A 24,159-nucleotide genomic window follows, 5' to 3' on the forward strand; every position below is an offset into this window, starting at 1 on the left:
GTTTCCCTGCCTATCTGTCGCAAGCGGACCGACAGCCCATCCGGCAGCCCATACAAACGCCTGTCAAGTTTCTCCATCCGGTTTCAGCACTGACGCAAGGACCTCGGCCATGGCTGATCAACCGGACAATGCCGCCGCCGTTCATCCGGTTGCCGTGGCGGTTGAAGCCAGCAGCCTGCGCGATCAGGTGGCGACGATCCGGCGGGCACTGGCGCGATCGCCGGTTCGCAAATGGTTGCTGTGGACATCGGTCGGCATCATGGCCGTGATCATCGCAACGTCGATCGGCCAGGTTCTGCTCAACCGCTGGAACCAGCCTTTCTACGATGCGCTTTCGCGCCGCGACATGGCGGCCTTCCTGCACCAGCTCCTCGTCTTCGCGATGATCGCCGGCGGGCTGCTGGTGCTCAATATCGGCCAGACCTGGCTCAACCAGATGATCAGGCTCAAACTGCGCGAGGCGCTGACGCTGGATCTGATCGATCAGTGGATGCGGCCGGCGCGCGCCTTCCGGTTGGCCAATGCCGGCGCCATCGGCGTCAATCCCGACCAGCGCATGCAGCAGGACGCCGCGCATCTGTCCGACCTGTCAACCGATCTCGGCGTCGGGCTGCTGCAGTCGTGCATTCTGCTCGTGTCCTTCGTCGGGGTGCTGTGGGAGCTGTCCTCGGGCTTCGTGTTCCACATCGGCGGGACCTCGCTGGCCATACCGGGCTACATGGTCTGGGCCGCTATCCTTTACGCCGGCATCGCCTCCTGGCTGAGCTGGCTGGTCGGGCGCCCGCTCATCCGCCTGAACAGCGACCGCTATACACGCGAAGCCGAGCTGCGCTCCTCGATGGTGCGCGTCAACGAGAACGTCGATGCCATTGCGTTGTATCACGGCGAGGCCGACGCAAGGCGGCGGCTCGAACTCGATCTCGGCACGGTGCTGGGCGCCATGCGGCGCATCTACACCGCCCAGATCAACCTGTCCTGGGTGACCGACACCTATGGCTGGATCACCGTCGTGGCGCCCATACTGGTCGCTTCGCCGGTCTATTTCTCAGGTGATATCAGCTTTGGCGGGCTGATGATGGCGGTCGGCGCCTTCAACCAGGTCCACTCTTCCTTGCGCTGGTTCATCAACAACATCGGCAGCATCGCCGATTGGCGCGCCACGCTGATGCGCGTGGCCGATTTCCGCATCGCGCTCGATGAAACCGATGCGCTGCATGACACGGAAAAGCGCATTGCCTTCGGCCAAAACGTCAATGGCAGCCTGACTTTCGAGAAGCTCGAAGTGACCTCGCCGGAGGGTTGCACCAGACTCGCCGATCCGCATGTCGAAATCCGCCCCGGCGAGCGCGTCATGATCACCGGCGACCCCGGTGCGGGCAAGACGCTGTTCTTTCGTGCCATTGCCGGCCTGTGGCCATGGGGAAGCGGCCGGATCGGCCTGCCGTCGGGAGAAACCCCCATATTCGTGCCGCGCGTGCCTTATTTTCCGGTCGGCACGTTGCGCGAAGTCCTCGATCACCCGAACGGGCCCGCGCCGGCGAACGATGCCGACATTTCGGCGGTGCTGGCCGAGGTCGGTCTGGGACGGCTATCCTCATCGCTCGACCGTGCCGGGCGTTGGGACCATGAGTTGGGCGATGACGAACAACGCTCGCTGGCCTTCGCCAGGCTCGCGTTGCGGCAGCCGAAATGGGTGATCATCGATGAGGCGCTGGATGCGTTCGACGGCCCATCGCTAAGACGCGTGCTGTCGATGCTCGAGAAGCGTTTGCCGGGGACAGCGATCCTCAACATCGGGCGCGGCCAGCACAACAACCACTTCTTCCCGCGCGCGTTGACGATCGTCAAGGATTCCGGTGCGCCAGCCCTGAAGCCCGCCCGCGTCAGGGCCGGCGCGATAGAACCGCCGCCAGTCGCCGCCCGCCGCAAGAAATGAGCTGATATCCGAGCGAGGGAAGCAGAGCTTTATTTTGCCGCGATCGCGAGGGAAGCTCTTCGGGAGAACAACCCTGGCGACGGCCATGCTTGATGCTCTTCGCCTGCTTGCCTGTCTTGCCTGCGCCCAGGCTGCCCCGATGGCCTCGCCGCCGGATGCGCTCGCCGTCGACGTCGAGCTGGTGCTGGCGGTCGACATCTCGCTGTCGATGGACGAGAAGGAGTTCGCCCTGCAGCGGGCCGGTTATGTCGAGGCGCTGCGGCATCCCGACTTCATCAAGGCTGTCCGCGCTGGCGCCACGGGCCGCATAGCGCTGACCTATTTCGAATGGGCCGGCACGGTCCGCGACGACGCGGTCATCGGCTGGCAGATCATCGATAGTGCCGAGAGCGCGAACAGCTTTGCCGACAAGGTCGCGGCTCGCCCGTTCCGCAGCTTTCGCGGCACTTCGATTTCCGGCGCGCTGGCCTTCGGCACCGAGCTTTTCGACCGCACGTCTTTCCAGGGCGAACGCAGCGTCATCGATATTTCGGGCGACGGACCGAACAATATCGGGCCGCCGGTCACCGCGACGCGTGATGCGGCGACTGCCAAAGGCATCGTCGTCAATGGCCTGCCGATCCTGATCAGCCCGTCGCCCACCTTCAGCCATCTCGACCAGTATTATGCGCAGTGCGTGATCGGCGGACCCGGTTCCTTCGTGCTGCCTATCTATGCCGCCGCCGAGTTTTCGACAGCCATCCGGCGCAAGCTGCTCCTGGAAGTGAGCGGCATTCAGGACGAGGTGAGAAGCATCCCCGTCGACGCGGCGACGCCGATAGACTGCCTACAAGGCGAACGGGACAGGCGGTTTCTATCGGATCCGTATTTTCCCGAACTTGACCGTTGAGCTCTCGACAGAGGGGTTAACGCGATCCGGAGGGAAAACCGTTCCACAATTTCCCGGAATCCCTCTCGGCTTAAGCGGGCCGGGCACCAAATTGATTGCGAAACTCGTTGGAGAGATCGCGGCGCCAGCGCCGGCCATGGACATAGCCTTGCATCAATTCCGGCAGCGAATAGCCAAGCGTTTTGGATGAACGGTTGGCCATGTAGCCCTGAAATGCCTCCGGTATCCTGCCTCGCAGGATGTCGGCGATGAGTTGCCGCGAGATCATGTAAGGCGGAATGTGCGGGTAGGCATGGGCAATATGCGGATGTTTGCCCATCAGGTTCGCATAGGCCTCGACATAGCCGTCACGGCGGCCGGAAATCGAGTTCTCCGAATTGTATTTCGTCCAGTCCAGATCCCTGGACAACTGCGCACCGAAGCGCCGCGCAAGGCGCAGCAGCAATTCGCGATCCTGCATGCGGGTGATGTCGCTGTCGTAGCCGCCGATGGCCAGCAAGGCTTCGCGGCGAGCCGTGATCGCGGAGCCGGCAATGAAGATGGTCTGCCCAACCAGCGTCCGCTCCAGCATTGCGGGGCTCACGAACGCCTCGGGGTTGACGCAGTTTGTGATGCGATTGCCTTTCAGGGACACGAACGAACTGATCAGCACTTGCAGTGCAGGATTTTCCTCGAACCAGGTCAGGGTTCGTTCAAGCCGGTGCGGCATATAGATGTCGTCGGAATCGAGGAACGTCACCAACGGTGCCCGCGCGCGCTCGATGCCGGCATTCCTGGCTGCGTTGGCGCCTCGCCATTTCGCCCCGACATAGATCAGCCGCGGGTCCTGGATGCGGGCCAGCGCCGCTTCGGTTCCATCGGTCGAACCATCGTCGACGACAATGTGCTCAAGCCTCGACATGCTCTGGGAGAGTACGCTTTCCACGGCGCGCAACACCGTTTCGCGTCGGTTGTGGGTCGGCGTAATGACCGTGATGAGAGGTGTCGGTTCGATGGTTTTGCCCATTTTGACCATAGTGCTTCAGCTATGTCCCACGTAGAGGGGCACGTTTTCAACCTCGTCCCGAACCAGCCCAAGGGCCATGGCCGCTTGTGCACAAAAAACCAGCGCGCAAAAGGCCAATCCGACGATCAGTGCAAACGGGATCTGCCATGCCGGCATTCCGAGCCGAGTTGCATGCGTCAGAATACGCCCACCCACTTTCCAGGATGTCGAAAACCAACGTCTTGTCGCCTTCAGCACTCGCGCGGCTTGGGATGGCGATGCCAGTGCCACATATTTCCGGTCCGCATCGCGCCCGGTGACCAGGGCACGCCAAAAGAAAAAGCGCCAACCGCGCGGGGGATAATGGCTGGCCCGGGCATCGACTCTGACAAAATCATGCCCGCTTGCTCGTAACTGGCTGGTGAGCAACGTGCAAGAAACCTTGAATCCATTGCTGGCCGGAAAGGGATGGCCGGCTAACCAGCTTCTGCGGAAGGCGCAATTGTTAGCGTTCATCGCGCGCTTGGAGGCAAAGCGTCGATCACCATCACGCAGCGGGAAGAACCACAGAAGCGCAAAGGTCCGCGACGCGAAATCGTCACAGCCGAGATAGGTGTAACCGTTCACGGCGATCGTCTTCGGATCCTGGAGCGGTTTGAGAAGTGCCGACAGCCAGCCGTCTTCGATCACTGTATCGGAATCGCAGAAAATGACGATGTCGCCCTTGGCCAACGCGGCGCCTGCGTTCTTGACCTCATAGTACCGGCCGCCTGTGCAGGCGCTGAAGATCGTGTTTGCTACCATGCCAAGTTGCGGAACAATTTCGGTGAGACGATGCCGCAGAAGCGGTGTGTCGGTATCTGGTCCGCTGTGAACGACGATGACCTCCGGTTTTATGTATTGACCGGTTGTCGTCACGGCTTCTATTTCCCGTGCCAAAGCACTGAACGAAACGCCGATCTCATCTTCATTGATGGACTTGGCGTTTTCCATTTCGACAACGATCGAATAGGTCAGGTTCCCCGCTCCGTGCTTCGCTCGGCATCGCGTCCGGCATGACGCTACGAAAAACATGCTCCCGTGTCATCATCTGGTTGCAGAGTTCAATCCGTCCGCAACCACGAATTCGCAACCTTGCGTCTCAACGGCAACACCCTGAGGGCCGGAGACTGGAAACCGCCTCAGGATCACGCAGGCCGATTCGTCACGATCGCCTCATCTCATTCTTATTACTTTTGGGGTAATCGAATTCTGTCACGACCCTTGGCAATCTGTGCCTGCGGAGCCGGCAATCGGCTTCGATTGAAAGGGAGTGCACTTATGACCGCTTACGCCGTCGCCCATATGCGCCAAGCCACGATGGGCCCGCAGATCGTCGAATACCTGCACAAGATCGATGCCACGCTGGAACCTTTCGGCGGCCGTTTTCTGGTCCATGGCGGCGATGTCGAGGTGATCGAGAACAACTGGCCGGGTCATCTGATTATCATCGAATTTCCCGACAGGCAGCATGTGCATGGCTGGTACAATTCGCCCGCCTATCAAGCGATTCTGGCGCTGCGCACGGACAATTCGGAGGCCGACGTGGTGTTTGCTGACGGCGTCGAACATCCGCACAAGGCCACGGACATCCTCGAATAGCTTGCGGCTACTGCCGTTTCAGCAAGAACACTGCCTGCTGGCCGAAGAAGTTCCAGAACCACCACGGCATCGACAGGCCGATCTTCTGGCCGTTGGCGTCGAGAGCGGTTGCCTTCTCGACTGTCGCGCCGAGCTCGTCGCACAGATTGACGAAGTCGCGGATGGTGCAGAAGTGGATGTTGGGCGTGTCGTACCAGGAATAGGGCAGGTCCTTGGTCACCGGCATGCGGCCGTTGACGAACAGTGACAGACGCACACGCCAATGGCCGAAATTGGGGAAGGAGACGATGGCGCGATTGCCGATCCTGAGCAGTTCGTCGAGCACCAGCTTCGGGTTGCGGGTGGCCTGCAGCGTCTGCGAGAGGACGACGAAGTCAAAGCCCTTATCGGGATAGAATTCGAGATCCTTGTCGGCGTCGCCTTGGATGACCGAGAGGCCGCGCGCCACGCATTCGTTGACGCCGCGCTGCGACAGCTCGAGCCCACGGCCGTCGACCTGCTTGCTGTCCTGCAGCAATTCGAGCAGCGAGCCGTCGCCCGAGCCGACATCGAGCACGCGCGACTGTGGTGGGATGAGGTTGGCGACGACTTCAAGGTCGACGCGCTGGTCGCGGTTGACGCTCATAGGCCCAGCCCTCTCGCCCTGGCGGCCGAGCCGATGAAGCCGTTGATGGCGGCAAACAGTTCCGGCTCGTCGAGCAGGAATGCGTCGTGGCCGCGGTCGGTCTCGATCTCGACGAAGGATACCGATGCTCCGGCGGCGTTGAGCGCATGCACGATCGAGCGGCTCTCCTCGGTCGGAAAAAGCCAGTCCGAGGTGAACGACACCAGGCAGAAGCGGGTTTTCGTGCCGGCGAAAGCATCGGCCAGCCGGCCGCCATGGTCGGCGGCAAGGTCGAAATAGTCCATCGACCGCGTCATGTAGAGGTAGGAATTGGCGTCGAAGCGATCGACGAAGGTCATGCCCTGGTGGCGCAGATAGCTTTCGATCTGGAAGTCGGCGTCAAAGCCGAAGGTCAGCGCTTCGCGATCCTGCAGATTGCGGCCGAACTTGCGGTGCAGGGCGGCTTCCGACAGGTAAGTGATGTGGGCGGCCATGCGCGCTACCGCCAGGCCCTTTTCCGGGCGTTTGCCGTGCTCGAAATATTTGCCGCCATGCCAGTCCGGATCGGCCATGACAGCCTGGCGGCCAACCTCATGAAAGGCGATGTTCTGCGAGGAATGGCGCGCGCCGGTGGCGATCGGCAGCGCCGAGAAGACGCGCTCCGGATAGCTCGACGCCCATTCCAGCACCTGCATGCCGCCCATCGAGCCGCCGAGCACGCAAAACAGTTTTTCGATGCCGAAATGGTCGATCAGCATCTGCTGCGCCCGCACCATGTCGCGAATGGTGATAATGGGCAGGTCAAGCCCATAGGGCTTGCCGGTGGCGGGATTGGTCGAGGCCGGACCGGTGGACCCAAGGCAACCGCCGATGACATTGGAGCAGATGACGAAGAAGCGATTGGTGTCGATGATCTTGCCGGGGCCGATCAGCACTTCCCACCAGCCAGGCTTGCCGGTCACCGGATTGGTGCTGGCGACGTGCTGGTCTCCGGTCAGTGCATGGCAGACGAGGATGGCGTTGGAGCGGGCATCGTTCAGCGTGCCGTAGGTCTGGTAGGCGATCTGGAACGGTGAAAGCAGCGTGCCGGCGTCCAGCTTGAGCGGCTTGTCGGATCCAAAACGCAAAACCGGGCTCGACGGCTGGTCGACCTCGTTGTTGGTTTTGCGGGCACGCAGAACGGCCATGACATCCATCTCACACTTTGAGCCCACGCATCGCGTTTGTCGAAAGTCGATGCCGATACGGGTGTCCGGCCGGCGCGGACAACAAAAAACCGGCATTGCGGTCGCAAAGCCGGTTACAGGATGCAAACGGCCCTTTAGCAAGTTGTTTAACGTGGCTGCAAGCCGACCGGCCAAATCACCACGGAAGTTCGCACCCCTTCTAGGGCTGTGGCGCGCCGTCGTCAACGGCCAGCCCTGGGCGATGGCTGTCGCCTCTCGACATTGCAGGCCACGGCTTGTATTTCCGCTGCGGCTTCCCCGAGGAAGCGTTCTCGACGGATTTTGCGACATGAGCCAGACACCGGACCAGGCACGTCCAACCCCGCGTGCGGGCATCATGGACATCGACGCCTATGTGCCGGGCAAGAGCACGGCGCCCGCCGGCGTCGCCAAGGCCCACAAGCTGTCATCAAACGAGAATCCGCTAGGGCCCTCGCCGAAAGCGATCGAAGCCGCGCGCGAGATTGCCGGCAAGCTCGACATCTATCCCGACGGCACCGCCAGGCGGCTGCGCGAAGCGATCGCCGAGGTGCATGGCCTCAACCCTCAGAACATCATATGTTCCAACGGTTCCGACGAGATTCTCGGCCTGCTGGCGCAGACCTATCTGGCGCCCGGCGACGAGGCCGTCATCACCGAACACGCCTTCATGGTCTACAAGATCTACATCCAGTCGGCGGGTGCCGTTCCGGTGACGATCAAGGAAACAGATGAGCGCGCCGACATCGACGCCATCCTGGCCGCGGTCACGCCGCGCACCAAGATCGTGTTCCTCGCCAATCCCAACAACCCGACCGGCACCTATGTGCCGTTCCAGGAGGTGCGCCGGCTGCATGCCGGCCTGCCCAGGCACGTGCTTCTGGTGCTCGACGCGGCCTATGCCGAATATGTCCGCCGCAACGACTATGAGGCCGGCATCGAGTTGGTCGGCAGCACCGAGAACGTGGTGATGACCCGTACCTTCTCCAAGATCGGCCTCGGTGGCGCGCGGATCGGCTGGATGTATGCGCCGATGCATATCGTCGACGCCATCAACCGCGTGCGCGGTCCCTTCAACGTCAATGCGACGGCGATCGAGGCCGGTATCGCAGCCATCCGCGACCGCGCCCATGTCGAGCGCAGCGTGGCGCACAACGAGACCTGGCTTGCCTGGTTGAGCGAGGAATTCACAAAGCTCGGGCTGCGGGTAACGCCGAGCGTCGGCAATTTCGTTCTCATTCATTTTCCCGATGACCAGAAGCATTCGGCGGCGGCGGCGGACGACTATCTGACGGCGCGCGGCTATATATTGCGGCGCGTTTCGGGCTATGGCTTTCCCAACGCGTTGCGCATGACCGTCGGCACCGAAGAGGCCAATCGCGGCGTTGTCGCCGCTCTCACGACATTCCTGAAAAGCTAGAGACCATGACATCACCGATGTTTGAAAAGATCGCGCTGGTCGGCATCGGCCTGATCGGCTCGTCGCTGGCCCGCGTCATCCGCCGCGAGGGGCTGGCCCGTCACGTAGCCATATCAACGCGCAGTGCGGCGACGCTGGCGCGAGCCGAGGAGCTTGGGCTGGGCGATAGCTATACCACCGATGCGAGAGAGACTGTCCGCGATGCCGACCTTGTCATCATTTCGGTGCCGGTAGGCTCATCCGGCGCGGTTGCCGAGGAAATCGCGCCGGCGCTGAAGCCGGGCGCGATCCTCACCGATGTCGGCTCGACCAAGGCGTCCGTCATCGCGCAGATGCAGCCTTATGTGCCTGAAGGCGTCCATTTCATTCCCGGCCACCCGCTGGCGGGCACGGAAAAATCCGGCCCCGACGCCGGTTTCGCCGACCTGTTCGACAATCGCTGGTGCATCTTCACGCCGCTGCCCGACACCGACCCGGATGCGCTGGAGAGGCTGTCGGAGTTCTGGCGCCGCTGCGGCGCCAACATCGACACGATGGATCCGCAGCATCACGACATGACGCTGGCCATCGTCTCGCATTTGCCGCACATCATCGCCTACAACATCGTCGGCACCGCCGATGATCTGCAGTCGGTAACCAAGTCCGAAGTGATCAAATATTCGGCTTCCGGCTTCCGCGACTTCACCCGCCTTGCCGCCTCCGACCCGACCATGTGGCGGGATGTCTGCCTGCACAACAAGGACGCCATTCTCGAAATGCTGGCGCGGTTCTCGGAAGACCTGGCGTCGCTGCAACGCGCGATCCGCTGGGGCGATGGCGAAAAGCTCTTCGACCTGTTCACCCGGACGCGGGCTGTGCGCCGCTCGATCATCGAAGCCGGCCAGGACATCGACGTGCCCGATTTCGGTCGCCAGGCCGTCGAGCATCCCGCGAAGGGCTAGAGCAATTCCAGGAAAAGTGTGAGGCGTTTTTCCCGGGAAAAGCGCTAGCGCTTTCCCTTGGGAATTGCGTCAAAACAAAAGCGTCAGTTTCAGGCTGGCCAGGCCTGCGCAACCATGGCCAGCGTCTCGGCCCTATCCGGCGCGCCCAGCCTGCCGCCGAAGCGCAGGCATTTGAGCGCCGCGGCCGCACTGGCAAAGCGCAAAGCCTGCTCGACCGGCATGGCTTCCGCCAACCCGACGGCGAAGGCGCCGTGGAAGACATCGCCGGCGGCCAGTGTGTCGACCGCCTTGATTTTCGGCGCCGCGACATGGCGCACACAGCCTGCGGAACGGTCGTGCCACCAACAGCCCGCCGCGCCGCCGGTTACCGCGACAAAGGCGTCGGTGCGGCTGGCGAGATCGGCGCAAGCCGTTTCCGGATCGAGCGCCTGGCCGCAGACGATGCGCGCCGCCGGCTCCGAAGCGACGATGTGCGTAGCGAGCGGCAACAGCTGTTCCAGGACCGGCAACGGTGCGGTGTCGGCATCGAGGATCGCCGGACGCCCAACGGCGCGTGCCGCCTTGAGTGCCAACGCTGCCGCGCCCGGCCAGCGGACATCGACCAGCACGGCGTCGAATGCCGTGAGGTCGGCGACCGGCAAGACTTCGGGATCGGCCTGGGCCAGCCCGTCATAGAACGGCACGATGATGCGCTCGCCATGCGCGTCGACCAGGATCGAGGCCAGCGCCGAGCGGGCGCCTCTGACGCGGCGCACAAAGGTGCAATCGACGCCTTCGGCCTTGATGCCGGCGATGAGCTGGTCGGCGACGGCATCGTCACCCGCACTCGCCCACAGCGATACCTCGGCCCCCAGGCGATGCGCGGCGCAGGCAGCACTGGTGGCCATGCCCGAGGCGATCTGGACGCCGTCGGAGGCAATGAACTTGCCTTGATGCACAGGCAGTGTCTCGACGCGCAGGATGGTGTCCAGCGTCAAGGCGCCAACGCTCAGCAGCTTCACGGGTTTTGCCATGGTTGAGCTATTCGACCGGCTTGATCTTGCCCAGCGGAATGAAGCCGAGCGAGGCCTTGCCCCTGACCACCTTCAGCGGCATCGACGGCTCGTTGCCGAGCACCGCCAGGGCAGAAAAACCCTGCTCGATCTGGCTTTTCTGCTCGGGTATGGCGGCGCCAAGGATGGCCGCCACCGCCTTCGGGTCCTTCAGCCTGATCATCAGATCGGCGTTGACCAGACCCTCGGCATCAACCGAGAGCGGTCCCGAAACGGTGATGCGCGCCGTGCCCGACGACAGGTCAAGGTTGCGGATCTCGATCGCCTGGCCACGAAGGCTCTTCACCTGCGTGCCGATCAGTGCGACACCGTTCTTCAATGTCACGTCGCCACTGGCATCGAGCGCCGGAAGCACGCGCCCGCCAATCGCGCCGGGGTCGATCTCGAGATCGCCGAAACTGCCGAGATAGTCGATATCCTCGCCGTTGGGCTGCAGCTGGCCCGATGCCTTGCCGGCGCTGAACAGTTGCACCGGATCGGTGTCGTCGGCCGGATCGGTCTGGCCGGACAGGCCCTCCGCCTCCAGAGAAATCCGCTGCGGCAGCGGCCACCACAATTTGAAATTGGCCTGCAGATTGTCCCAGTCGATCCACAGCGGCACCATGTCCGGAACTGAGGTCCTGAGCGGGCCGCGCAGATTGGCAACCGGCGACAGAGGCTGGATGATCTGGGCGGCTGCGTTGAAACTGCCGGCTGAGGCCGCGATGTTCCTGGCATCGTCTTCATAGGCGAGGTTGTCGCAGGAGACGGTAAAGCTCAAGGGATAGCCGCTGACCTGGAGATTGGCGCAGCCGGCCTCGACGCCATTCTTGTTGAGCGTGGCGACCGCCTTGTCGGCCTCGCTCCTGACGCGGTCGGCCAGATAGAACCAGCCGCCGCTGTAGAGGGCGAACAGCAGGACGATGAATGCTGCAAGCCAGAACAGGCGGCGACGGTTACTTGGCTGGCGTTCGTCACTTGACGTCATGCTTTGGCTCTCGTTATCGCATGGGTGTTGCGGACGGGTGGTCGATTCCGCCAGGCAGACAGACGAATAGTTAGACGGGACGGGCGGAAAAAACACCGGTCCGGGTGCGGTGTTGGCATCTTTTGCAATCAGGCGCGGCGATATGGGCGATTTTTGGGTGTTTGGCTATGGCTCGCTGATCTGGCGGCCGGGATTCGCGCATGTCGAAACCCAGCGTGCCCGCCTGCATGGTTACCGGCGCTCGCTCTGCGTCTATTCCTTCGTGCATCGCGGCACGCGCGAGCGGCCGGGGCTGGTGCTCGGCCTCGACCGTGGCGGGTCCTGCGTCGGCCTCGCATTCCGCGTCCCCGGCGACTTGCGCGACGAGGTCATGGCCTATCTTCGCGAGCGCGAACTGGTCACCAATGTCTATCTGGAGCGCATGCTCAAGATTCGCCTCGACGGGGGCGGTACGGTCGACGCGGTGGTCTACATTGTCGACCGCCAGCACGAGCAATATGCCGGAGCGCTCGACGCGGCGGATGCAGCGGCCGTGGTGCGCGGCGCGGTCGGCCAGTCCGGCAACAACGAGGACTATGTGCTGAGCACGCTTGAGCATCTCGAGGCACTGGGCATAAGCGACCACTGGCTGGAGGATGTCGCCAGCCAGGTCGCGCCTTTGTGAAGCTGGCTCTGCGGAAAAAGGCGGCCAGGCCTTTGACCTCGTTCAGGCAAGACCTAGGTTAGGCTCCGACCCTCAGCCCGCGGGCGCCATTTGCCCGCCCCAATCATCCCGGAGATCCGCCTTGCAGAAACGTCGTCTCGGTCGCACCGACCTTACCATCGCGCCGCTGGTTCTGGGCGGCAATGTCTTCGGCTGGACCGCCGACGAGAAAACCTCGTTCGACCTGCTCGACCGCTTCGTCGGCGCCGGCCTCAACGCCATCGATACGGCGGATGCCTATTCGCGCTGGGTTCCCGGCCACAAAGGCGGTGAATCGGAAACCATCATCGGCAAATGGATGAAAGACCGTGGCAATCGCGACAAGGTCGTGGTGATCACGAAGGTCGGTTCGGATATGGGGCAGGGGCACAAGGACCTGTCCGCCGCATACATCGAAAAGGCCGTCGACGCATCGCTGAAGCGGCTGCAGACCGAAGTCATCGATCTCTATCTGTCGCACTGGCCGGACCCCGCAACGCCCTATGAAGAAACGCTTGGCGCCTACGAGAAGCTGCTCGCCAAGGGCAAAATCCGCTATGCCGGCTGTTCGAATCTCGACGCCGGCCAGTTGCGTGCCGCACTCGATGTGGCGAGCTTGCGCAGTCTGTCGCGCTACGAGGTGCTGCAGCCGGAATACAATCTCTACGATCGCTCGTCCTTCGATGGGCCGTTGCGCGATCTGTGCGTGGCCGAGGACATCGGCGTCATCACCTATTTCAGCCTGGCCAAGGGTTTTCTCAGCGGCAAATACCGCAGCGATGCCGATCTCGGTCAAAGCCCGCGCGGCGGTGGCGTGAAAGACTATCTCAATGCGCGCGGCATGCGCATCCTTGCGGCACTCGACGCGGTTTCATCAAGGCATTCGGCCAAGCAGGCGGAAGTCGCGCTTGCCTGGGTGATTGCGCGGCCGGGTGTCACCGCGCCGATCGCCAGCGCCACCAAGCCTGAACAGATGGACAGCCTGATCAGGGCGGCGTCGCTGAAACTGACCGCCGCCGACATGGCCGAACTCGACAAAGCGAGCGGCTGAAGCTTCAGGCGCGACGCCTCGCACGAACGTCCAAGACGCCACTCTGGTCCTGCCATACCGTCTCTTCGCGCAAGGCAGGACAGAGGAGAGATGACTGAGCCGCTTCTTTCGCAGCCGGACTTTTGGGGGCAACTTCTCGCGCTCGTGCTTGCCGCCCTGGTGATCATGGGCAGCCCGGGTCCGGCAACGATAAGCGTTACCGCCGTTGGGGCCGCCTTCGGTTTGCGCCACTCGCTGGGCTATGCCTGGGGAATCATCCTGGGCACGATCGCCGTGCTTCTGGTTGTCGCGACCGGGGTCATGGCGGTGCTTACCTCGATGCCGAAGCTGGCGCCGTTGCTGGCTTTCGCCTCGGCGGCCTACATCCTCTATCTCGCCTTCAAGATCGCCACGGCGCCGCCCATGGCAGCACGCGGCGCGGAGGCTTCGTGTCCAACATGGCTGGCTGGATTCCTTCTCGCGGTCGCCAATCCGAAGGCCTATGTGGCAATCGCCGCCGTGTTCGCCGGTGCTTCGCCCAAACAGGGTAACACTGAGCTTGGTCCATGGCTGAAGCTGATGGCTCTCGCGCTGATGATCGTCGCCATCCATGCTCTGTGGCTTGTCTTGGGAGTGGCATTCGCGCGCTTCCTGCGCCGGCCGGCGGCCTCGCGGATCGTCAACCTGGTCTTTGCCGCGACGCTGGTGTTGACCACCGCGCTGGCCGTTTTCGGCTGAGAACTGCCGGCAGGAGACTTCCGGTTCAGGCTTTGGTTCTTGCGGCGTTGTCCAGCTCTTGCAGTCTTTTCACCGCTGTCGGCGGCAAGGCAGGCGGGTTTGGGCCGCGCGCGGCATCAATCAGGAACTGGTCGCAGGCAGCCTCGGTCTCGCCGATCAGCCGGGCCATGAATTCGTCCTTGCTCAGTCCCGGTGGGATCGGCGGCAGGAAGCGCGCCTTCACGGTGCCGGGGTAGCGCAGAAATTTTCGACGCGGCCAATAGAGACCGGCGACATGGGCAACCGGCACCACCGGAATGCCAAGTTGCGCATAGATTTCGACGATGCCGTATTTGTAGGCCGGCTCGTCGCCCGGCGCGCGTCTTGTCCCTTCGGGGTAGATGATGAGCTGGCGAGGATTGCGCGCCATCTCCGCCTTGGTCGCGGCGACCACGGCCTTCAGCGCTTTCGAACGGCTGCCGCGATGAACCGGAATCATGCGCATCTTCATGATGTACCAGCCGAAGAACGGGATCCAGGTGAGCTCGCGCTTCAGGATGTAGAGCGGGTCGTGAAGATAGGGAAAGAAGGCGATCGCATCCCAGAACGACTGGTGTTTGGGGGCCAGGATGAAGGAGCCTTCGGGCAGGTTTTCCCGGCCGGTGATCTCGCTCTTCGTTCCGGCGATCTTGTCGTAAAGCCACATCGAGGTGCGCGACCAAAATTTCGGCACGAACCAGGCGCGGTGCCGGGGCGACAGGAAATAGTATGGGGTCCAGAGGATCATCTGGACGATCAGGTTGACGTAAAAGACGAAATTGAACGTCAGCGATCTGATGTAGAGCATTTGGGGGGAGCCCGGTGAGGAGGTGAGCGTTGGTTACACCAAGCGCGGGAAAAAAGGAAATGGCCGCAGGGCGCTTTGGCTGGCAACGAAGAACGGTCGCCAATGGGGGTTGGCCTGGTTCCGCTACATCAGCCGCGCCAGCCGCTCCTTCAGGCGCGGGGCGGCAAAATCGAGGAATGCGCGCAGCTTGACCGGCAGCAGGCCGTGGCCCGCATGCACCAGGCTTACCGGCCATGGCTTTGGCTCAAACTCCTGCAGCAGGATGCGCAGCGTGCCGGACCGCAGCGCGGCTTCGATCTGGTAGGAAAGCACGCGTGTCAGCCCGACGCCGGCAATCGCCGCATCGATGGCCGCTTCGGCGGTGTTGACCTGAAGCCGCGAGCGGACCCGAACCGGGATTTCGGCCTTGCCCTTGGTGAAGCTCCAACTGGCGGCGGAGGCAAGTCCCTCGAAGGTGATGCAATCGTGTGTTTCCAGATCCTCCGGGGTGGTCGGCGTGCCGTGTTCGGCAAGATAGGCCGGGCTGGCGCAGACGACGCGGCGGATCGCGCCGACGCCGATGGCGACCAGGCTCGAATCGGGCAACTGGCCGATGCGGATGGCGAGATCGAAATGGTCCTCGACCAGCTGGGTTATGCGGTCGGCCAATGTCAGGCGGATGTCCACGTCTGGATAGGCGGCGAGAAAGCCGGTGACGACCGGCAGCACGTGCAGGCGGCCAAAGACGACCGGCGCGGTGATGGCCAATTCGCCGGTCGGCGCGCTGTATTCGCCGGCTGCCGTGCGTTCGGCCTCGCCGACCTCGTCCAGGATGCGGCGGCAGGCGGCAAGATAGGCCTGGCCGGCATCGGTCGGTGTCAGCCGTCGCGTCGAGCGATTCAGGAGACGTGTGTTCAGATGGCGCTCGAGATCGGAAATCTTGCGGCTGACCGTCGCCAGCGGAATGCCGAAACGGCGGCTGGCCGCGGAAAGGCTGCCGGCCTCCACCGCGGCGACAAAGAGCGACATGGCTTCGAGACGATCCATAGCTTCTTCCGGAAAATGGAAGGACAGGTTACGAATATGTCATCTCCATTTGAATGATGGAAGGCTCTATATTGTGTCTGTCGGCCTGCCCGCAGCATGGCCCACAAAGGAGTTGCCATGTCCGAAGCCCGACCGCCGCTGCCGCCGTTTACCGCCGAGACATCAGCACAGAAGGCGCGCATGGCCGAGGATGCCTGGAATTCACGCGATCCGGCGCGGGTTGCGCTCGCCTATACCAAGGACAGCCGCTGGCGCAACCGCGCCGAATTCCTGCAAGGCCGCGACGCCATCCAGGCCTTCCTGACGCGCAAATGGAGTCGCGAGCTCGACTACCGGCTGATCAAGGAGGTCTGGGCCTTCCACGGCAACCGCATCGCCGTGCGTTTCGCTTACGAATGGCGCGACGACAGCGGTTCATGGTTCCGCAGCTACGGCAACGAGAACTGGGAATTCGATGAACACGGGCTGATGCGCCTGCGCATCGCCAGCATCAACGACCTGCCGATCGGCGAGTCCGATCGTAAGTATCACTGGCCGCTCGGCCGGCGGCCGGACGACCACCCGACACTGTCGGAGCTCGGACTTTAGCATCTTGCCGCAAGGAGGCTTTCGATGAACGCGCATGCTTTCACCAGCGACGTCGCCTTCACGCCGACCGTCAAGGCAATCCAGACCCGCAAGGGCTCACGTCAGTCCTATGCCCGCGTCGAGGAGCGTGGCGGCTGGCAGGCCGGCATCACCCCGGACCTTGCCGCCTTCATCGAAATGCAGACCAGCGTCTTTCTGTCGACCGCCAATGGCGAGGGGCAGCCCTATGTCCAGCATCGCGGCGGGCCGGCCGGCTTCCTCAAGGTGCTGGATGAACATACGATCGGCTTCGCGGATTTTTCCGGCAACCGGCAGTTCATCACGCAGGGCAATCTGGCCGACAATCCAAGGGCGTTCCTGTTCCTGATCGACTATATGCACCGCCAGCGCATCAAGATCTGGGGCACGGCGCGGGTCGTCGAGAGTGACGCCGAGCTGATGGCGAAACTGATGCCGCAAGACTACAGAGCGCGCCCCGAGCAGGTCATCCTGTTCACGGTCTCGGCCTGGGATGCCAATTGCCCGCAGCACATCCCGCAACGGTTCGAGGCAGCCGACGTGGCGGCGGCACTCGGCGAGCGGGACAAGCGTATCGAACGTCTTGAGCAGGAGATCGCACGGCTCAGGGGAAATTCGGGCACGGCCGCAGGGGAATGATCAGCCGCCGGCTGCGGTTTCGGCCAGTGCGATGCCGTTGGGCGTCGGCTTGACCGGCACGATGCCGCGCGCCAGCGCCAGCAAATACTTGTTGTATTCGGTGAACAGCACGCGCAATGCCCGCGGCTTGGTCAGCCAGCCGCCATTGTCGAGGTTGGAATTGACCACCGGATAGGGCTCGAGCTTGGCGCCATGCAGCAGCCTGCCCATTTCCAGCAGGCTGCGGGGCATATGATAATTGTTGGTGACAAGGATCACCGTGCCATAGGCGTGGCTCTCGACCCATTTGGCGCTTTCCTCCGCATTGCCGATCGTATCGAGCGCGGCGCGGTCGATGTCGACGCAGCAGGAGAACAGTTTCTTGTCGCCGCCGGTCGCCGCCTGCAACTGGCGGCGGCTGGCCGAAGGATGGACGCCGCTGATCAGCAGCCGCTCGCCCTTGCCGGACGCCAGCAGATCCATCGCCGCATCGAGGCGGGACTGGCCGCCGGTCAGCACGATGATCGCGTCCGCCTTGGCCGGATTGGCAGGCGTGGTCAGGTGACTGACCTTATTGGCGAACCAGCCGAAGCCGCCGGCAAACAATGTTGCGAGGATGAGGACAGAGAGAGCGGACAGGCGCAACGCGGCTCTTAGACGGCTCACAGTGGAGCGGCCATGCGAACGGGCAACCACCACTGGCATCTGCCCAGCCGTACCGGTCGAATCCCGCGCGTCCATCGCCATATGGTTAATCCTGAAATGCGGCTTTGGGTAGGTAAAAGACGCACTTTGCGTTACGTGAATTCTCCATCCGTGATCACCCTGTCCTATCTATGTCGTTGTCCCAAAACCGGTTCCACTTTTGGGCGACATGAATTAGCCTGCATCCGGCTGGCGGACATCGATGTCGCTGAGATAGGCAACGACGGTGGCGTGGGACGTGGCAGCCGTCAGTCCGCCGATCACCAGCACCATCAACACGACACCGAGATAGCCTGCCGAACCGATGGCGAAATTGCCGAACAGGGCGGTCGCCTGGTCGGCCTGCGGCGTCGCCATATTGCGCGACGACCACCAGGAAAAGACGATGAAGACGAGCACTGCCGCGGCACCGCCGGCCGCCGCTCCCTTCATGCCGGTGACCAGGAAATGCCGGCGGAATTCGCGCGCGATGAAGCGTGCTTCGGCGCCGACGAAATGCAGCACTTCGATGATGTGACCGTTGCCGGCCATGGCGCCGCGCGTCGCGAACACCACGGTCAGCACGGTCGCCGACAGCATCAATGCCAGCACGGCAATGCCGATGGTCACCGTGGTGCGGGCCATCGCTACCAGCCGGTCGACCCAGGTGCGGTGATCATCGAGCGATGCGCTCGGCAGTTTCGGCGTGATCGCGGCGCGCATGGCAGCGAAATCGGGCGGGCTGTTCTCGTCGATGGTGACGATGATCAGGCGCGGCACGGGTAATTCATCGATGTTGAGCCCCGAGCCCAGCCAGGGCTCAAGGAGCCTCGCGGTCGCCTCGCGGTCGATGATCCGGGTCGTCTTGACGCCAGGGAATTCCCCGGCGATCTGGGAGGCCTGGGTAAGGGCTGCTTCCATGTCGAGGCCGTCGACCGGCTTGATCTGGATGGTCGCCTCGCGCGAAATCTGGTTCTCCCAGACGGACGCTGTGTCGCGCACCAGCGTCACTGCGCCGAAAGTCAGGCAGGACAGGAAGGTCATGATGGCGATCACCAGGACCAGTGCCCGGCCAGCGATGTTCTGCGCCGGCACGATCGGCGCCATCCTGCGCTGGGCGCGGGGCTTTGCCTCGGTCGCCTCGGCGTCCTGCTCCCGTTCCACAAAATGTTCGGCGGACAGTTCAGTCATAGATGTCCAGCCTTCCGCCGGCCAGGATCATGCGGCGCGCGTCGACCTGTTCCATCAGGCCAAGGTCGTGGGTGGCGATCACCACCGCGGTGCCGAGCCGGTTGAGCTCGATGAACAGCCGCAGCAGGCGTCGCGCCAGAGGCGGATCGACATTGCCGGTCGGTTCGTCGGCGAGCAGGATTTCCGGCTGCTCGATCAGCGCCCGCGCGATCGCCGCGCGCTGCTTCTCGCCGCCGGACAGAACCGGCGGCAGCACGTGCATGCGCTCGCCCAGCCCGACCCACTTCAACAGTTCGGTGACATCGGTGCGGTAGCTCGCCTCCTCGCGCCCGCGCACGCGCAGCGGCAGCGCGACGTTCTCGTAGGTGGTCATGTGGTCGAGCAGGCGAAAATCCTGGAACACCACGCCGATGCGGCGGCGCAGATGCGGCAATTCGGTGCGCGAGATGCGCGAACGGTCCTTGCCAAAGATGGTGATCAGCCCGCGCGTCGGCTTCAGCGACATGAACAGCAGGCGCAGCAAGGTCGTCTTGCCGGCGCCCGAAGGCCCGCTGAGGAACTGGAAGGAGCGCTCCGGGATGTGCAGGGAGATGTCGCGGAGGATTTCCGGACCCATGCCATAGCGGAGGCCGACATTTTCGAAACGAATCAATTTCGACGACCTGAATTTCGGCACGGCGGCGAGCCGGCCTGTTCTGGGTAAAGACCATCGGCCGGCATGGTTAACCGGCGGTTAATTTCTGGGCTCTTTCGGCTCGTCACGAGGGCTCCGGTGGGGAAGCGTTAACCATTTGTGTTTACGCAAAAGAAACGAAAAGCGAACACGTGCTGCAATGCTGGGGCCATGATGGCTGACGATCGAACCGCGCGCCCGGTTTCCGGCGAAATCATGACCGATCCGGCGGCAATTGCCGCAGCGGACCGGTTCATGCGTGGTTCGGCCGCCGACATCGTCGATGCCGACTACGTGGTGATGCCGCGCCTTGCGCCTGCCGTGGAGAGCGTTTCGCCGCTGCCGCGCGCGATCGTCATGCCACCCGTCGCGGGCATGGACATGCTGCGCAAGCCCGAGGCCCCGCCGGAGCGGCTACCAGCCTCGCGCGGCGGGCCGATCTTCTGGGTCGCTGGTATCGGCGCTGCCTTGGCCGCGTTCTGGGTCTCCGGCGGGCACGCGCTGGTGCGCCAGGCGCCGTTCCTGTCCAGCGCGCAGGCGTCGGCGCTCAGCATTTCGGGCGTCACGTCACGCGTCGACGCTACCGGGCCGAACGCCGCACTGTTCGTCGATGGTGAGGCCGTCAATGATGGTGCGAAACCGACGGAGTTGCCGCCGCTCGAAATCCGGGTGACCGGCAATGACGGGCAGACTACCCGCTATACGTTGGGGACATCCGGCCGTTCGCTGGCGTCTGGCGAAAGATTCGGCTTTGCCAGCCGGCTCGACGTGCCTAGAAACGGTGTGAAGACCGTGTCGGTCACTTTCGCCGAATAGGCGATCACCGGGGAAGACCATCAATGCCCATCGTACGCGGCAAGGACATCGAGGTTCTGTTTTCAGCATCGGCGATCGCGCGGCGCAATCTCGAGCTCGCCAAGGAGATTGCCGGACACGACTATCACGATCTGCTGGTGATCTCGGTGCTGAAGGGCTCGTTTATCTTCGCCGCCGATCTTATCCGGGCCATGCACGATGTCGGCCTGTCGCCGGAGGTCGAATTCATCTTCATCTCCAGCTATGGCGCCGGCACCAGCAGCGGCGAGGTGAGGGTGCTGCGCGACATCGACAATGAGGTCGCCGGCCGCGACGTGCTGCTGATCGACGACATTCTCGAATCGGGGAAGACGCTGAGCTTTACCCGCGAGCTGATGTTGTCGCGGGGCGCCAAGAGCTGTTCGATCGCCGTGCTGCTCGACAAGCGCATGCGCCGCCAGACCGAGCTCAATGCCGATTATGTCGGCTTCGACTGCCCCGACTATTTCGTCGTTGGCTACGGCATGGATGTAGCCCATGCTTTTCGCGAGTTGCCGTTTGTCGGTGTCGTCAAAGGGGATGTCTGAGCGGCATCAAAAAGGTTTGCTGATGCTTAGAGCGGTTCGCCGCTTCACGAAAACGCCGAACCGCTCGAGTTTTTTGTTTTGACGCAATTCCCAAGGGAAAGCGCTGTGCGCTTTTCCCGGAAAATCGTCTCACACTTTTCCTGAATTGCTCGTGGGCTTTCAGGAAAAGTCAACTTTTGGCGGCCAAATATGCCGGCCATGGCAAAGCTTCTGATCGTCGAGGACGATGAGTCCGTCCGCACCCTGGCCGCCCGCGCGCTTGAACGCGCCGGGCACACAATCGATATCGCGGCGGACGGCGCGCAGGGGCTTTCGCTGATCCAGGCGGCGCGTGGCGGCTATGATCTCGTCGTCTCCGATATCCGCATGCCGGAGATGGACGGCATCGAGATGGCGATCGCGGCTGCTGCATTGTTTCCGTCGATCAAGATCGTGCTGATGACCGGCTATGCCGACCAGCGCGAGCGCGCCGAGGAATTGAACGGCATCATCCTCGATGTCGTGCAGAAGCCCTTCACGCTGGCCGAAATCCGTTCGCGAGTCGAGCGGGCGCTGATCTGCTTCGCCTGATCAGGCTGGGTCGGCGGCAGCGAGCACAGGTGGAACATTCTTGCGCCGTTCGGTGTTGAGCGCCAGCAGACCGGCGCCGATAATCAAGGCAGCGCCGATCACCGTCGTCGACCGCGGCACCTCGGCGAAGAACAGGAAACCCCACAGCGGCGACCACAGGATGCCGGTGTATTCGAAGGTGGCAACGCGGTTGGCCGGCGCCATCCGGTAGGCCTGCGACAGCAGGATCATGCCGGCGGAGGCGACGAAACCGCAGGCCGCCATCTTGAGAAAATCCGGCAGCGTCGGCCAAAGCCATGGCCGTACCAGGAATTCCAGGCTTGGGTGAACGGCGTGTGTAATGCCGGCCAGGTGAAACGCCCCGGCAACCACGGCGGCGCCGACCAGATAGGCGCCGTTCTGATAGAAGGCCATGACGGTGGACGATTCAGTATCGCCGATCTTGCGGGCCATCAGCTGCGAAAAACCATAGAGCGCCGCCGATCCCAGCGACAGCAGCGCTGCCCAGTCGAACAGCCCTGCGCCGGGGCGCAGCATCACGAGGACGCCGAACAAGCCGATCAGCACGGTTGCCAGTGTCTGCCAGGAGACGCGCTCGCCAAGGTAAGGTCCGGCCAGGACCATGATGAACAGCGGCGCCATGAAATAAAGCGCCACCGCATCGGCGAGCGGCAAAGCAGCGATGGCCAGGTAGTACATCGTATAGGAGGTGAACTGGATGAAGGCGCGCACCGTCAGCATGCGGAATCGCTTCGACAGGATCGCCCGCAAGCCGACATCGGCATGGACCAGAACGATCAGGATCGGCAGGGCGACGATCGAGCGGATCGCCATCACCTCGGTCACCGGATAGCCGCTCGACACGGCTTTGACGAGCGGATCCTGCAGCGAAAAGACCAGCACGCCGAGGCACAGGCTCAGGATGCCGCCCACCATCCGATTCTGCATCTGCATCCAGGCTCCTGCGCGTACGACCCGAAGCTGCCGCCTGCGGGGTAAAAAGAACCCGCCACCGTTTCGGGCAGCGGGCACGAGTGAGGACTCTTGATTGGTCCGCGGCTGATTTCGCAGCCGCATATCCAATGGGTATGGCGACTATCGTCCGCCGTTTGACATGTTGCAAACGAATTGGAATGATGCCAGCAATCAAATTCTCTTATGGCGGATTCCATGCGGCCGACCCTCGACAGCGACCTCCTGCGAACCTTCGTGGCGATTGCCGAGACCGGCAATTTCACCAAGGCGGCGGAGCAGGCCGGCCGCACCCAATCCGCGGTGTCGATGCAGATGAAGAAGCTCGAAGAGCTGATCGGCGCCAGCCTGTTCGAGCGCGGTTCGCGCGGCGTCGCGTTGACGCGGCGCGGCGGCGAACTCATCGTCAACGCCCGCCGCATTGTCTCGCTGCTCGACGAGACGTCGGCATCGATGGCGGCAGCGCCGCTTGGCGGGCCGGTGCGCATCGGCATTCCGGAGGAATATGGCCACGCCATCCTGTCGCGCGCGCTCGGCGCCTTCTCGAAGCGTCATACACAGGTCGAGGTCACCGTGCGCTATGCCCATTCCGGGGCACAGATGGCGGCGCTCGCTGCCGGCGAACTCGATCTGTGCGTGGTGTTCGAATGGCAGGATCCCGCCGGCGGCGAAGTGCTGATGCACGACCCGACCGTGTGGGTGACGTCGACCCTGCATCACATGCATGAGGAACAGCCGGTGCCGATCGCGCTCTACAACCGGGCCGGCTGGTGCAAGGACTTCGCCATCAAATCACTGGAGCAGCGCGATCTTGCCTATCGTGTCGCCTATACCAGCGACACCACCGGCGGCCTCAAGCTCGCCGTCACCTCCGGACTGGCGATCGCGCCGATTTCGCGCAGCAACATTCCGGACGGCTGTCGTGAACTGACCACCGCGGACGGATTCGGCGCCATCGATTCCTCCAACGTGGTGATGCACCGCAACCCCAATGCGTCAGGTGAGGCGATCGACGGCATGCAGGATGCGATCCGCGAAGCCTTCGTCAACAGGCTCAGTCAGCCGGCGGCATCCTCGTAGAAATGCAGCCTGTTGCCGAACGGATCGGCGACCGATACCTCGCGGGTCTTCCAAGGCGTATCTTCCACGCCCGGCCTGGCGAAGCGGTAGTTTTTGCCGATCAGTTCGCCATGAAGAGCGGTGATGTCCTCGACCTCGATGCGCAGGGCGATGCCGGGTGCACCGTCGCCATGATGTTCGCTGAGATGCAGAACGCAGCCGTCGCGGCCGACCGCCATGTAAAGCGGCGCGTCGTCGGCGAAGCGATGTTCCCACTGCACCTCGAAGCCGAGGAAGCCGACATAGAATTCACGCGCCTTGGCAATGTCGAAGATGCGCAGGATGGGTGTAACGGCGCCAAGTCTGGGCATGGTGGTGCAACCGCGCGAGAGGGTCTTTAGGTGGGATGGACGCGGGCGGCAATCCCTATGTTTTTTCGCAATTCCGGACGGAAAACCGCTT

At 63.0% G+C, this 24,159-nt stretch carries 27 protein-coding genes and 1 riboswitch; of the genes, 14 read left to right on the plus strand and 13 right to left on the minus strand.

The window, feature by feature from the left end; genetic code table 11:
* The first annotated feature begins 109 nt into the window (after positions 1–109).
* Complete coding sequence (locus NP503_RS31145) at positions 110–1,936, plus strand: ABC transporter ATP-binding protein/permease (RefSeq protein ID WP_127268372.1); 1,827 nt, start codon at positions 110–112, stop codon at positions 1,934–1,936.
* A gap of 85 nt (positions 1,937–2,021) precedes the next feature.
* A complete protein-coding gene (locus NP503_RS31150; protein WP_127271093.1) occupies positions 2,022–2,825 on the plus strand; it encodes a DUF1194 domain-containing protein in 804 nt (267 codons plus the stop codon).
* Between the two features lie 70 nt (positions 2,826–2,895).
* On the opposite strand, the gene NP503_RS31155 is transcribed toward NP503_RS31150, so the two are convergent.
* Together NP503_RS31155 and NP503_RS31160 are read right to left on the minus strand one after the other, a co-directional pair.
* Positions 2,896–3,831 (minus strand): glycosyltransferase family 2 protein, encoded by a 936-nt coding sequence (locus tag NP503_RS31155; RefSeq protein ID WP_127268374.1) that lies wholly within the window; start codon positions 3,829–3,831, stop codon positions 2,896–2,898.
* Positions 3,832–3,846: 15 nt separating this feature from the next.
* The gene (locus NP503_RS31160; protein ID WP_236383418.1) at positions 3,847–4,803 is read right to left on the minus strand and encodes a glycosyltransferase; all 957 of its coding nucleotides are present in this window, start codon (positions 4,801–4,803) and stop codon (positions 3,847–3,849) included.
* Between the two features lie 327 nt (positions 4,804–5,130).
* Between NP503_RS31160 and NP503_RS31165 the strand changes: the two genes are divergently transcribed.
* The gene (locus NP503_RS31165) at positions 5,131–5,451 is read left to right on the plus strand and encodes a DUF1330 domain-containing protein (protein WP_127268376.1); all 321 of its coding nucleotides are present in this window, start codon (positions 5,131–5,133) and stop codon (positions 5,449–5,451) included.
* Between the two features lie 7 nt (positions 5,452–5,458).
* On the opposite strand, the gene metW is transcribed toward NP503_RS31165, so the two are convergent.
* Positions 5,459–6,076: a methionine biosynthesis protein MetW gene (gene metW, locus NP503_RS31170; RefSeq protein ID WP_127268377.1), complete on the minus strand. Its 618-nt coding sequence runs from the start codon at positions 6,074–6,076 to the stop codon at positions 5,459–5,461.
* On the minus strand, positions 6,073–7,242 hold the full coding sequence (locus tag NP503_RS31175) for a homoserine O-acetyltransferase (RefSeq protein ID WP_127271091.1): 1,170 nt from the start codon (positions 7,240–7,242) through the stop codon (positions 6,073–6,075). The genes metW and NP503_RS31175 overlap by 4 nt, the downstream gene beginning before the upstream one ends.
* Before the next feature lie 114 nt (positions 7,243–7,356).
* Positions 7,357–7,434: riboswitch (SAM riboswitch) on the minus strand.
* A gap of 136 nt (positions 7,435–7,570) precedes the next feature.
* Between NP503_RS31175 and hisC the strand changes: the two genes are divergently transcribed.
* Entirely contained in the window at positions 7,571–8,680 is a 1,110-nt protein-coding gene (hisC, locus tag NP503_RS31180; protein WP_127271089.1) for a histidinol-phosphate transaminase, read from the plus strand.
* Positions 8,681–8,685: 5 nt separating this feature from the next.
* Complete coding sequence (locus NP503_RS31185; RefSeq protein ID WP_206517072.1) at positions 8,686–9,621, plus strand: prephenate/arogenate dehydrogenase family protein; 936 nt, start codon at positions 8,686–8,688, stop codon at positions 9,619–9,621.
* 89 nt (positions 9,622–9,710) lie between these two features.
* On the opposite strand, the gene NP503_RS31190 is transcribed toward NP503_RS31185, so the two are convergent.
* Both NP503_RS31190 and NP503_RS31195 read right to left on the minus strand, forming a co-directional pair.
* Positions 9,711–10,634, minus strand: coding sequence for a sugar kinase (locus NP503_RS31190; RefSeq protein ID WP_127268939.1), 924 nt, complete (start codon positions 10,632–10,634; stop codon positions 9,711–9,713).
* Positions 10,635–10,641: 7 nt separating this feature from the next.
* Complete coding sequence (locus NP503_RS31195) at positions 10,642–11,640, minus strand: DUF2125 domain-containing protein (RefSeq protein WP_127268941.1); 999 nt, start codon at positions 11,638–11,640, stop codon at positions 10,642–10,644.
* A gap of 142 nt (positions 11,641–11,782) precedes the next feature.
* Here NP503_RS31195 and NP503_RS31200 point away from each other — a divergent pair, with 142 nt between their 5' ends.
* The 3 genes from NP503_RS31200 to NP503_RS31210 all read left to right on the plus strand — a co-directional run bounded on the left by NP503_RS31200 (position 11,783) and on the right by NP503_RS31210 (position 14,090).
* Entirely contained in the window at positions 11,783–12,304 is a 522-nt protein-coding gene (locus NP503_RS31200) for a gamma-glutamylcyclotransferase (protein WP_127268943.1), read from the plus strand.
* A 121-nt stretch (positions 12,305–12,425) separates the two neighbouring features.
* Positions 12,426–13,373, plus strand: coding sequence for an aldo/keto reductase (locus NP503_RS31205; RefSeq protein WP_127268945.1), 948 nt, complete (start codon positions 12,426–12,428; stop codon positions 13,371–13,373).
* A 90-nt stretch (positions 13,374–13,463) separates the two neighbouring features.
* Positions 13,464–14,090 (plus strand): LysE family translocator, encoded by a 627-nt coding sequence (locus tag NP503_RS31210; protein ID WP_127268946.1) that lies wholly within the window; start codon positions 13,464–13,466, stop codon positions 14,088–14,090.
* Positions 14,091–14,115: 25 nt separating this feature from the next.
* On the opposite strand, the gene NP503_RS31215 is transcribed toward NP503_RS31210, so the two are convergent.
* Together NP503_RS31215 and NP503_RS31220 are read right to left on the minus strand one after the other, a co-directional pair.
* Positions 14,116–14,916: a 1-acyl-sn-glycerol-3-phosphate acyltransferase gene (locus tag NP503_RS31215; RefSeq protein WP_127268948.1), complete on the minus strand. Its 801-nt coding sequence runs from the start codon at positions 14,914–14,916 to the stop codon at positions 14,116–14,118.
* 123 nt (positions 14,917–15,039) lie between these two features.
* On the minus strand, positions 15,040–15,942 hold the full coding sequence (locus NP503_RS31220) for a LysR family transcriptional regulator (protein WP_127271084.1): 903 nt from the start codon (positions 15,940–15,942) through the stop codon (positions 15,040–15,042).
* Between the two features lie 117 nt (positions 15,943–16,059).
* Here NP503_RS31220 and NP503_RS31225 point away from each other — a divergent pair, with 117 nt between their 5' ends.
* Both NP503_RS31225 and NP503_RS31230 read left to right on the plus strand, forming a co-directional pair.
* A complete protein-coding gene (locus NP503_RS31225; RefSeq protein ID WP_127270828.1) occupies positions 16,060–16,530 on the plus strand; it encodes a DUF1348 family protein in 471 nt (156 codons plus the stop codon).
* Positions 16,531–16,554: 24 nt separating this feature from the next.
* Positions 16,555–17,187, plus strand: coding sequence for a pyridoxamine 5'-phosphate oxidase family protein (locus NP503_RS31230; protein WP_127270827.1), 633 nt, complete (start codon positions 16,555–16,557; stop codon positions 17,185–17,187).
* Here NP503_RS31230 and NP503_RS31235 read toward each other — a convergent pair whose 3' ends face one another.
* From NP503_RS31235 to ftsE, 3 genes are all read right to left on the minus strand, one after another.
* Entirely contained in the window at positions 17,188–17,913 is a 726-nt protein-coding gene (locus tag NP503_RS31235; protein ID WP_127270825.1) for a YdcF family protein, read from the minus strand.
* 132 nt (positions 17,914–18,045) lie between these two features.
* Complete coding sequence (locus NP503_RS31240) at positions 18,046–19,041, minus strand: ABC transporter permease (protein WP_027038121.1); 996 nt, start codon at positions 19,039–19,041, stop codon at positions 18,046–18,048.
* A complete protein-coding gene (gene ftsE / locus NP503_RS31245) occupies positions 19,034–19,693 on the minus strand; it encodes a cell division ATP-binding protein FtsE (protein WP_010911739.1) in 660 nt (219 codons plus the stop codon). Before ftsE ends, NP503_RS31240 begins: the two co-directional genes overlap by 8 nt.
* Before the next feature lie 192 nt (positions 19,694–19,885).
* Between ftsE and NP503_RS31250 the strand changes: the two genes are divergently transcribed.
* The 3 genes from NP503_RS31250 to NP503_RS31260 all read left to right on the plus strand — a co-directional run bounded on the left by NP503_RS31250 (position 19,886) and on the right by NP503_RS31260 (position 21,666).
* On the plus strand, positions 19,886–20,530 hold the full coding sequence (locus NP503_RS31250) for a hypothetical protein (RefSeq protein ID WP_127271081.1): 645 nt from the start codon (positions 19,886–19,888) through the stop codon (positions 20,528–20,530).
* Between the two features lie 23 nt (positions 20,531–20,553).
* Positions 20,554–21,096 carry a hypoxanthine phosphoribosyltransferase gene (gene hpt / locus NP503_RS31255; protein ID WP_023811104.1) on the plus strand — a complete coding sequence of 181 codons (543 nt, stop codon included), beginning with the start codon at positions 20,554–20,556 and terminating at the stop codon, positions 21,094–21,096.
* 198 nt (positions 21,097–21,294) lie between these two features.
* Positions 21,295–21,666 (plus strand): response regulator, encoded by a 372-nt coding sequence (locus NP503_RS31260; RefSeq protein ID WP_027038124.1) that lies wholly within the window; start codon positions 21,295–21,297, stop codon positions 21,664–21,666.
* Here NP503_RS31260 and NP503_RS31265 read toward each other — a convergent pair whose 3' ends face one another.
* Positions 21,667–22,614 (minus strand): DMT family transporter, encoded by a 948-nt coding sequence (locus NP503_RS31265; protein ID WP_164748665.1) that lies wholly within the window; start codon positions 22,612–22,614, stop codon positions 21,667–21,669.
* A gap of 222 nt (positions 22,615–22,836) precedes the next feature.
* Between NP503_RS31265 and NP503_RS31270 the strand changes: the two genes are divergently transcribed.
* On the plus strand, positions 22,837–23,718 hold the full coding sequence (locus tag NP503_RS31270) for a LysR family transcriptional regulator (protein WP_127269182.1): 882 nt from the start codon (positions 22,837–22,839) through the stop codon (positions 23,716–23,718).
* Here the strand turns inward: NP503_RS31270 and NP503_RS31275 are convergent.
* On the minus strand, positions 23,697–24,068 hold the full coding sequence (locus tag NP503_RS31275) for a glyoxalase superfamily protein (RefSeq protein ID WP_127269183.1): 372 nt from the start codon (positions 24,066–24,068) through the stop codon (positions 23,697–23,699). The two genes, NP503_RS31270 and NP503_RS31275, sit on opposite strands and share 22 nt — an antisense overlap.
* Positions 24,069–24,159 lie beyond the last annotated feature (91 nt).

Source organism: Mesorhizobium sp. SEMIA396 (genome assembly GCF_024518615.1).
Lineage (GTDB): Bacteria > Pseudomonadota > Alphaproteobacteria > Rhizobiales > Rhizobiaceae > Mesorhizobium.

Bases quoted from the DNA above. Each gene is read 5' to 3' on its own strand.
- NP503_RS31145 (WP_127268372.1), top strand. From the start codon at position 110: ATGGCTGATCAACCGGACAATGCCGCCGCCGTTCATCCGGTTGCCGTG.
- NP503_RS31150 (WP_127271093.1), top strand. From the start codon at position 2,022: ATGCTTGATGCTCTTCGCCTGCTTGCCTGTCTTGCCTGCGCCCAGGCT.
- NP503_RS31155 (WP_127268374.1), bottom strand. From the start codon at position 3,831: ATGGGCAAAACCATCGAACCGACACCTCTCATCACGGTCATTACGCCG.
- NP503_RS31160 (WP_236383418.1), bottom strand. From the start codon at position 4,803: ATGGAAAACGCCAAGTCCATCAATGAAGATGAGATCGGCGTTTCGTTC.
- NP503_RS31165 (WP_127268376.1), top strand. From the start codon at position 5,131: ATGACCGCTTACGCCGTCGCCCATATGCGCCAAGCCACGATGGGCCCG.
- metW (WP_127268377.1), bottom strand. From the start codon at position 6,076: ATGAGCGTCAACCGCGACCAGCGCGTCGACCTTGAAGTCGTCGCCAAC.
- NP503_RS31175 (WP_127271091.1), bottom strand. From the start codon at position 7,242: ATGGCCGTTCTGCGTGCCCGCAAAACCAACAACGAGGTCGACCAGCCG.
- hisC (WP_127271089.1), top strand. From the start codon at position 7,571: ATGAGCCAGACACCGGACCAGGCACGTCCAACCCCGCGTGCGGGCATC.
- NP503_RS31185 (WP_206517072.1), top strand. From the start codon at position 8,686: ATGACATCACCGATGTTTGAAAAGATCGCGCTGGTCGGCATCGGCCTG.
- NP503_RS31190 (WP_127268939.1), bottom strand. From the start codon at position 10,634: ATGGCAAAACCCGTGAAGCTGCTGAGCGTTGGCGCCTTGACGCTGGAC.
- NP503_RS31195 (WP_127268941.1), bottom strand. From the start codon at position 11,640: ATGACGTCAAGTGACGAACGCCAGCCAAGTAACCGTCGCCGCCTGTTC.
- NP503_RS31200 (WP_127268943.1), top strand. From the start codon at position 11,783: ATGGGCGATTTTTGGGTGTTTGGCTATGGCTCGCTGATCTGGCGGCCG.
- NP503_RS31210 (WP_127268946.1), top strand. From the start codon at position 13,464: ATGACTGAGCCGCTTCTTTCGCAGCCGGACTTTTGGGGGCAACTTCTC.
- NP503_RS31215 (WP_127268948.1), bottom strand. From the start codon at position 14,916: ATGCTCTACATCAGATCGCTGACGTTCAATTTCGTCTTTTACGTCAAC.
- NP503_RS31220 (WP_127271084.1), bottom strand. From the start codon at position 15,942: ATGGATCGTCTCGAAGCCATGTCGCTCTTTGTCGCCGCGGTGGAGGCC.
- NP503_RS31225 (WP_127270828.1), top strand. From the start codon at position 16,060: ATGTCCGAAGCCCGACCGCCGCTGCCGCCGTTTACCGCCGAGACATCA.
- NP503_RS31230 (WP_127270827.1), top strand. From the start codon at position 16,555: ATGAACGCGCATGCTTTCACCAGCGACGTCGCCTTCACGCCGACCGTC.
- NP503_RS31235 (WP_127270825.1), bottom strand. From the start codon at position 17,913: ATGGCGATGGACGCGCGGGATTCGACCGGTACGGCTGGGCAGATGCCA.
- NP503_RS31240 (WP_027038121.1), bottom strand. From the start codon at position 19,041: ATGACTGAACTGTCCGCCGAACATTTTGTGGAACGGGAGCAGGACGCC.
- NP503_RS31250 (WP_127271081.1), top strand. From the start codon at position 19,886: ATGATGGCTGACGATCGAACCGCGCGCCCGGTTTCCGGCGAAATCATG.
- hpt (WP_023811104.1), top strand. From the start codon at position 20,554: ATGCCCATCGTACGCGGCAAGGACATCGAGGTTCTGTTTTCAGCATCG.
- NP503_RS31260 (WP_027038124.1), top strand. From the start codon at position 21,295: ATGGCAAAGCTTCTGATCGTCGAGGACGATGAGTCCGTCCGCACCCTG.
- NP503_RS31265 (WP_164748665.1), bottom strand. From the start codon at position 22,614: ATGCAGAATCGGATGGTGGGCGGCATCCTGAGCCTGTGCCTCGGCGTG.
- NP503_RS31270 (WP_127269182.1), top strand. From the start codon at position 22,837: ATGCGGCCGACCCTCGACAGCGACCTCCTGCGAACCTTCGTGGCGATT.
- NP503_RS31275 (WP_127269183.1), bottom strand. From the start codon at position 24,068: ATGCCCAGACTTGGCGCCGTTACACCCATCCTGCGCATCTTCGACATT.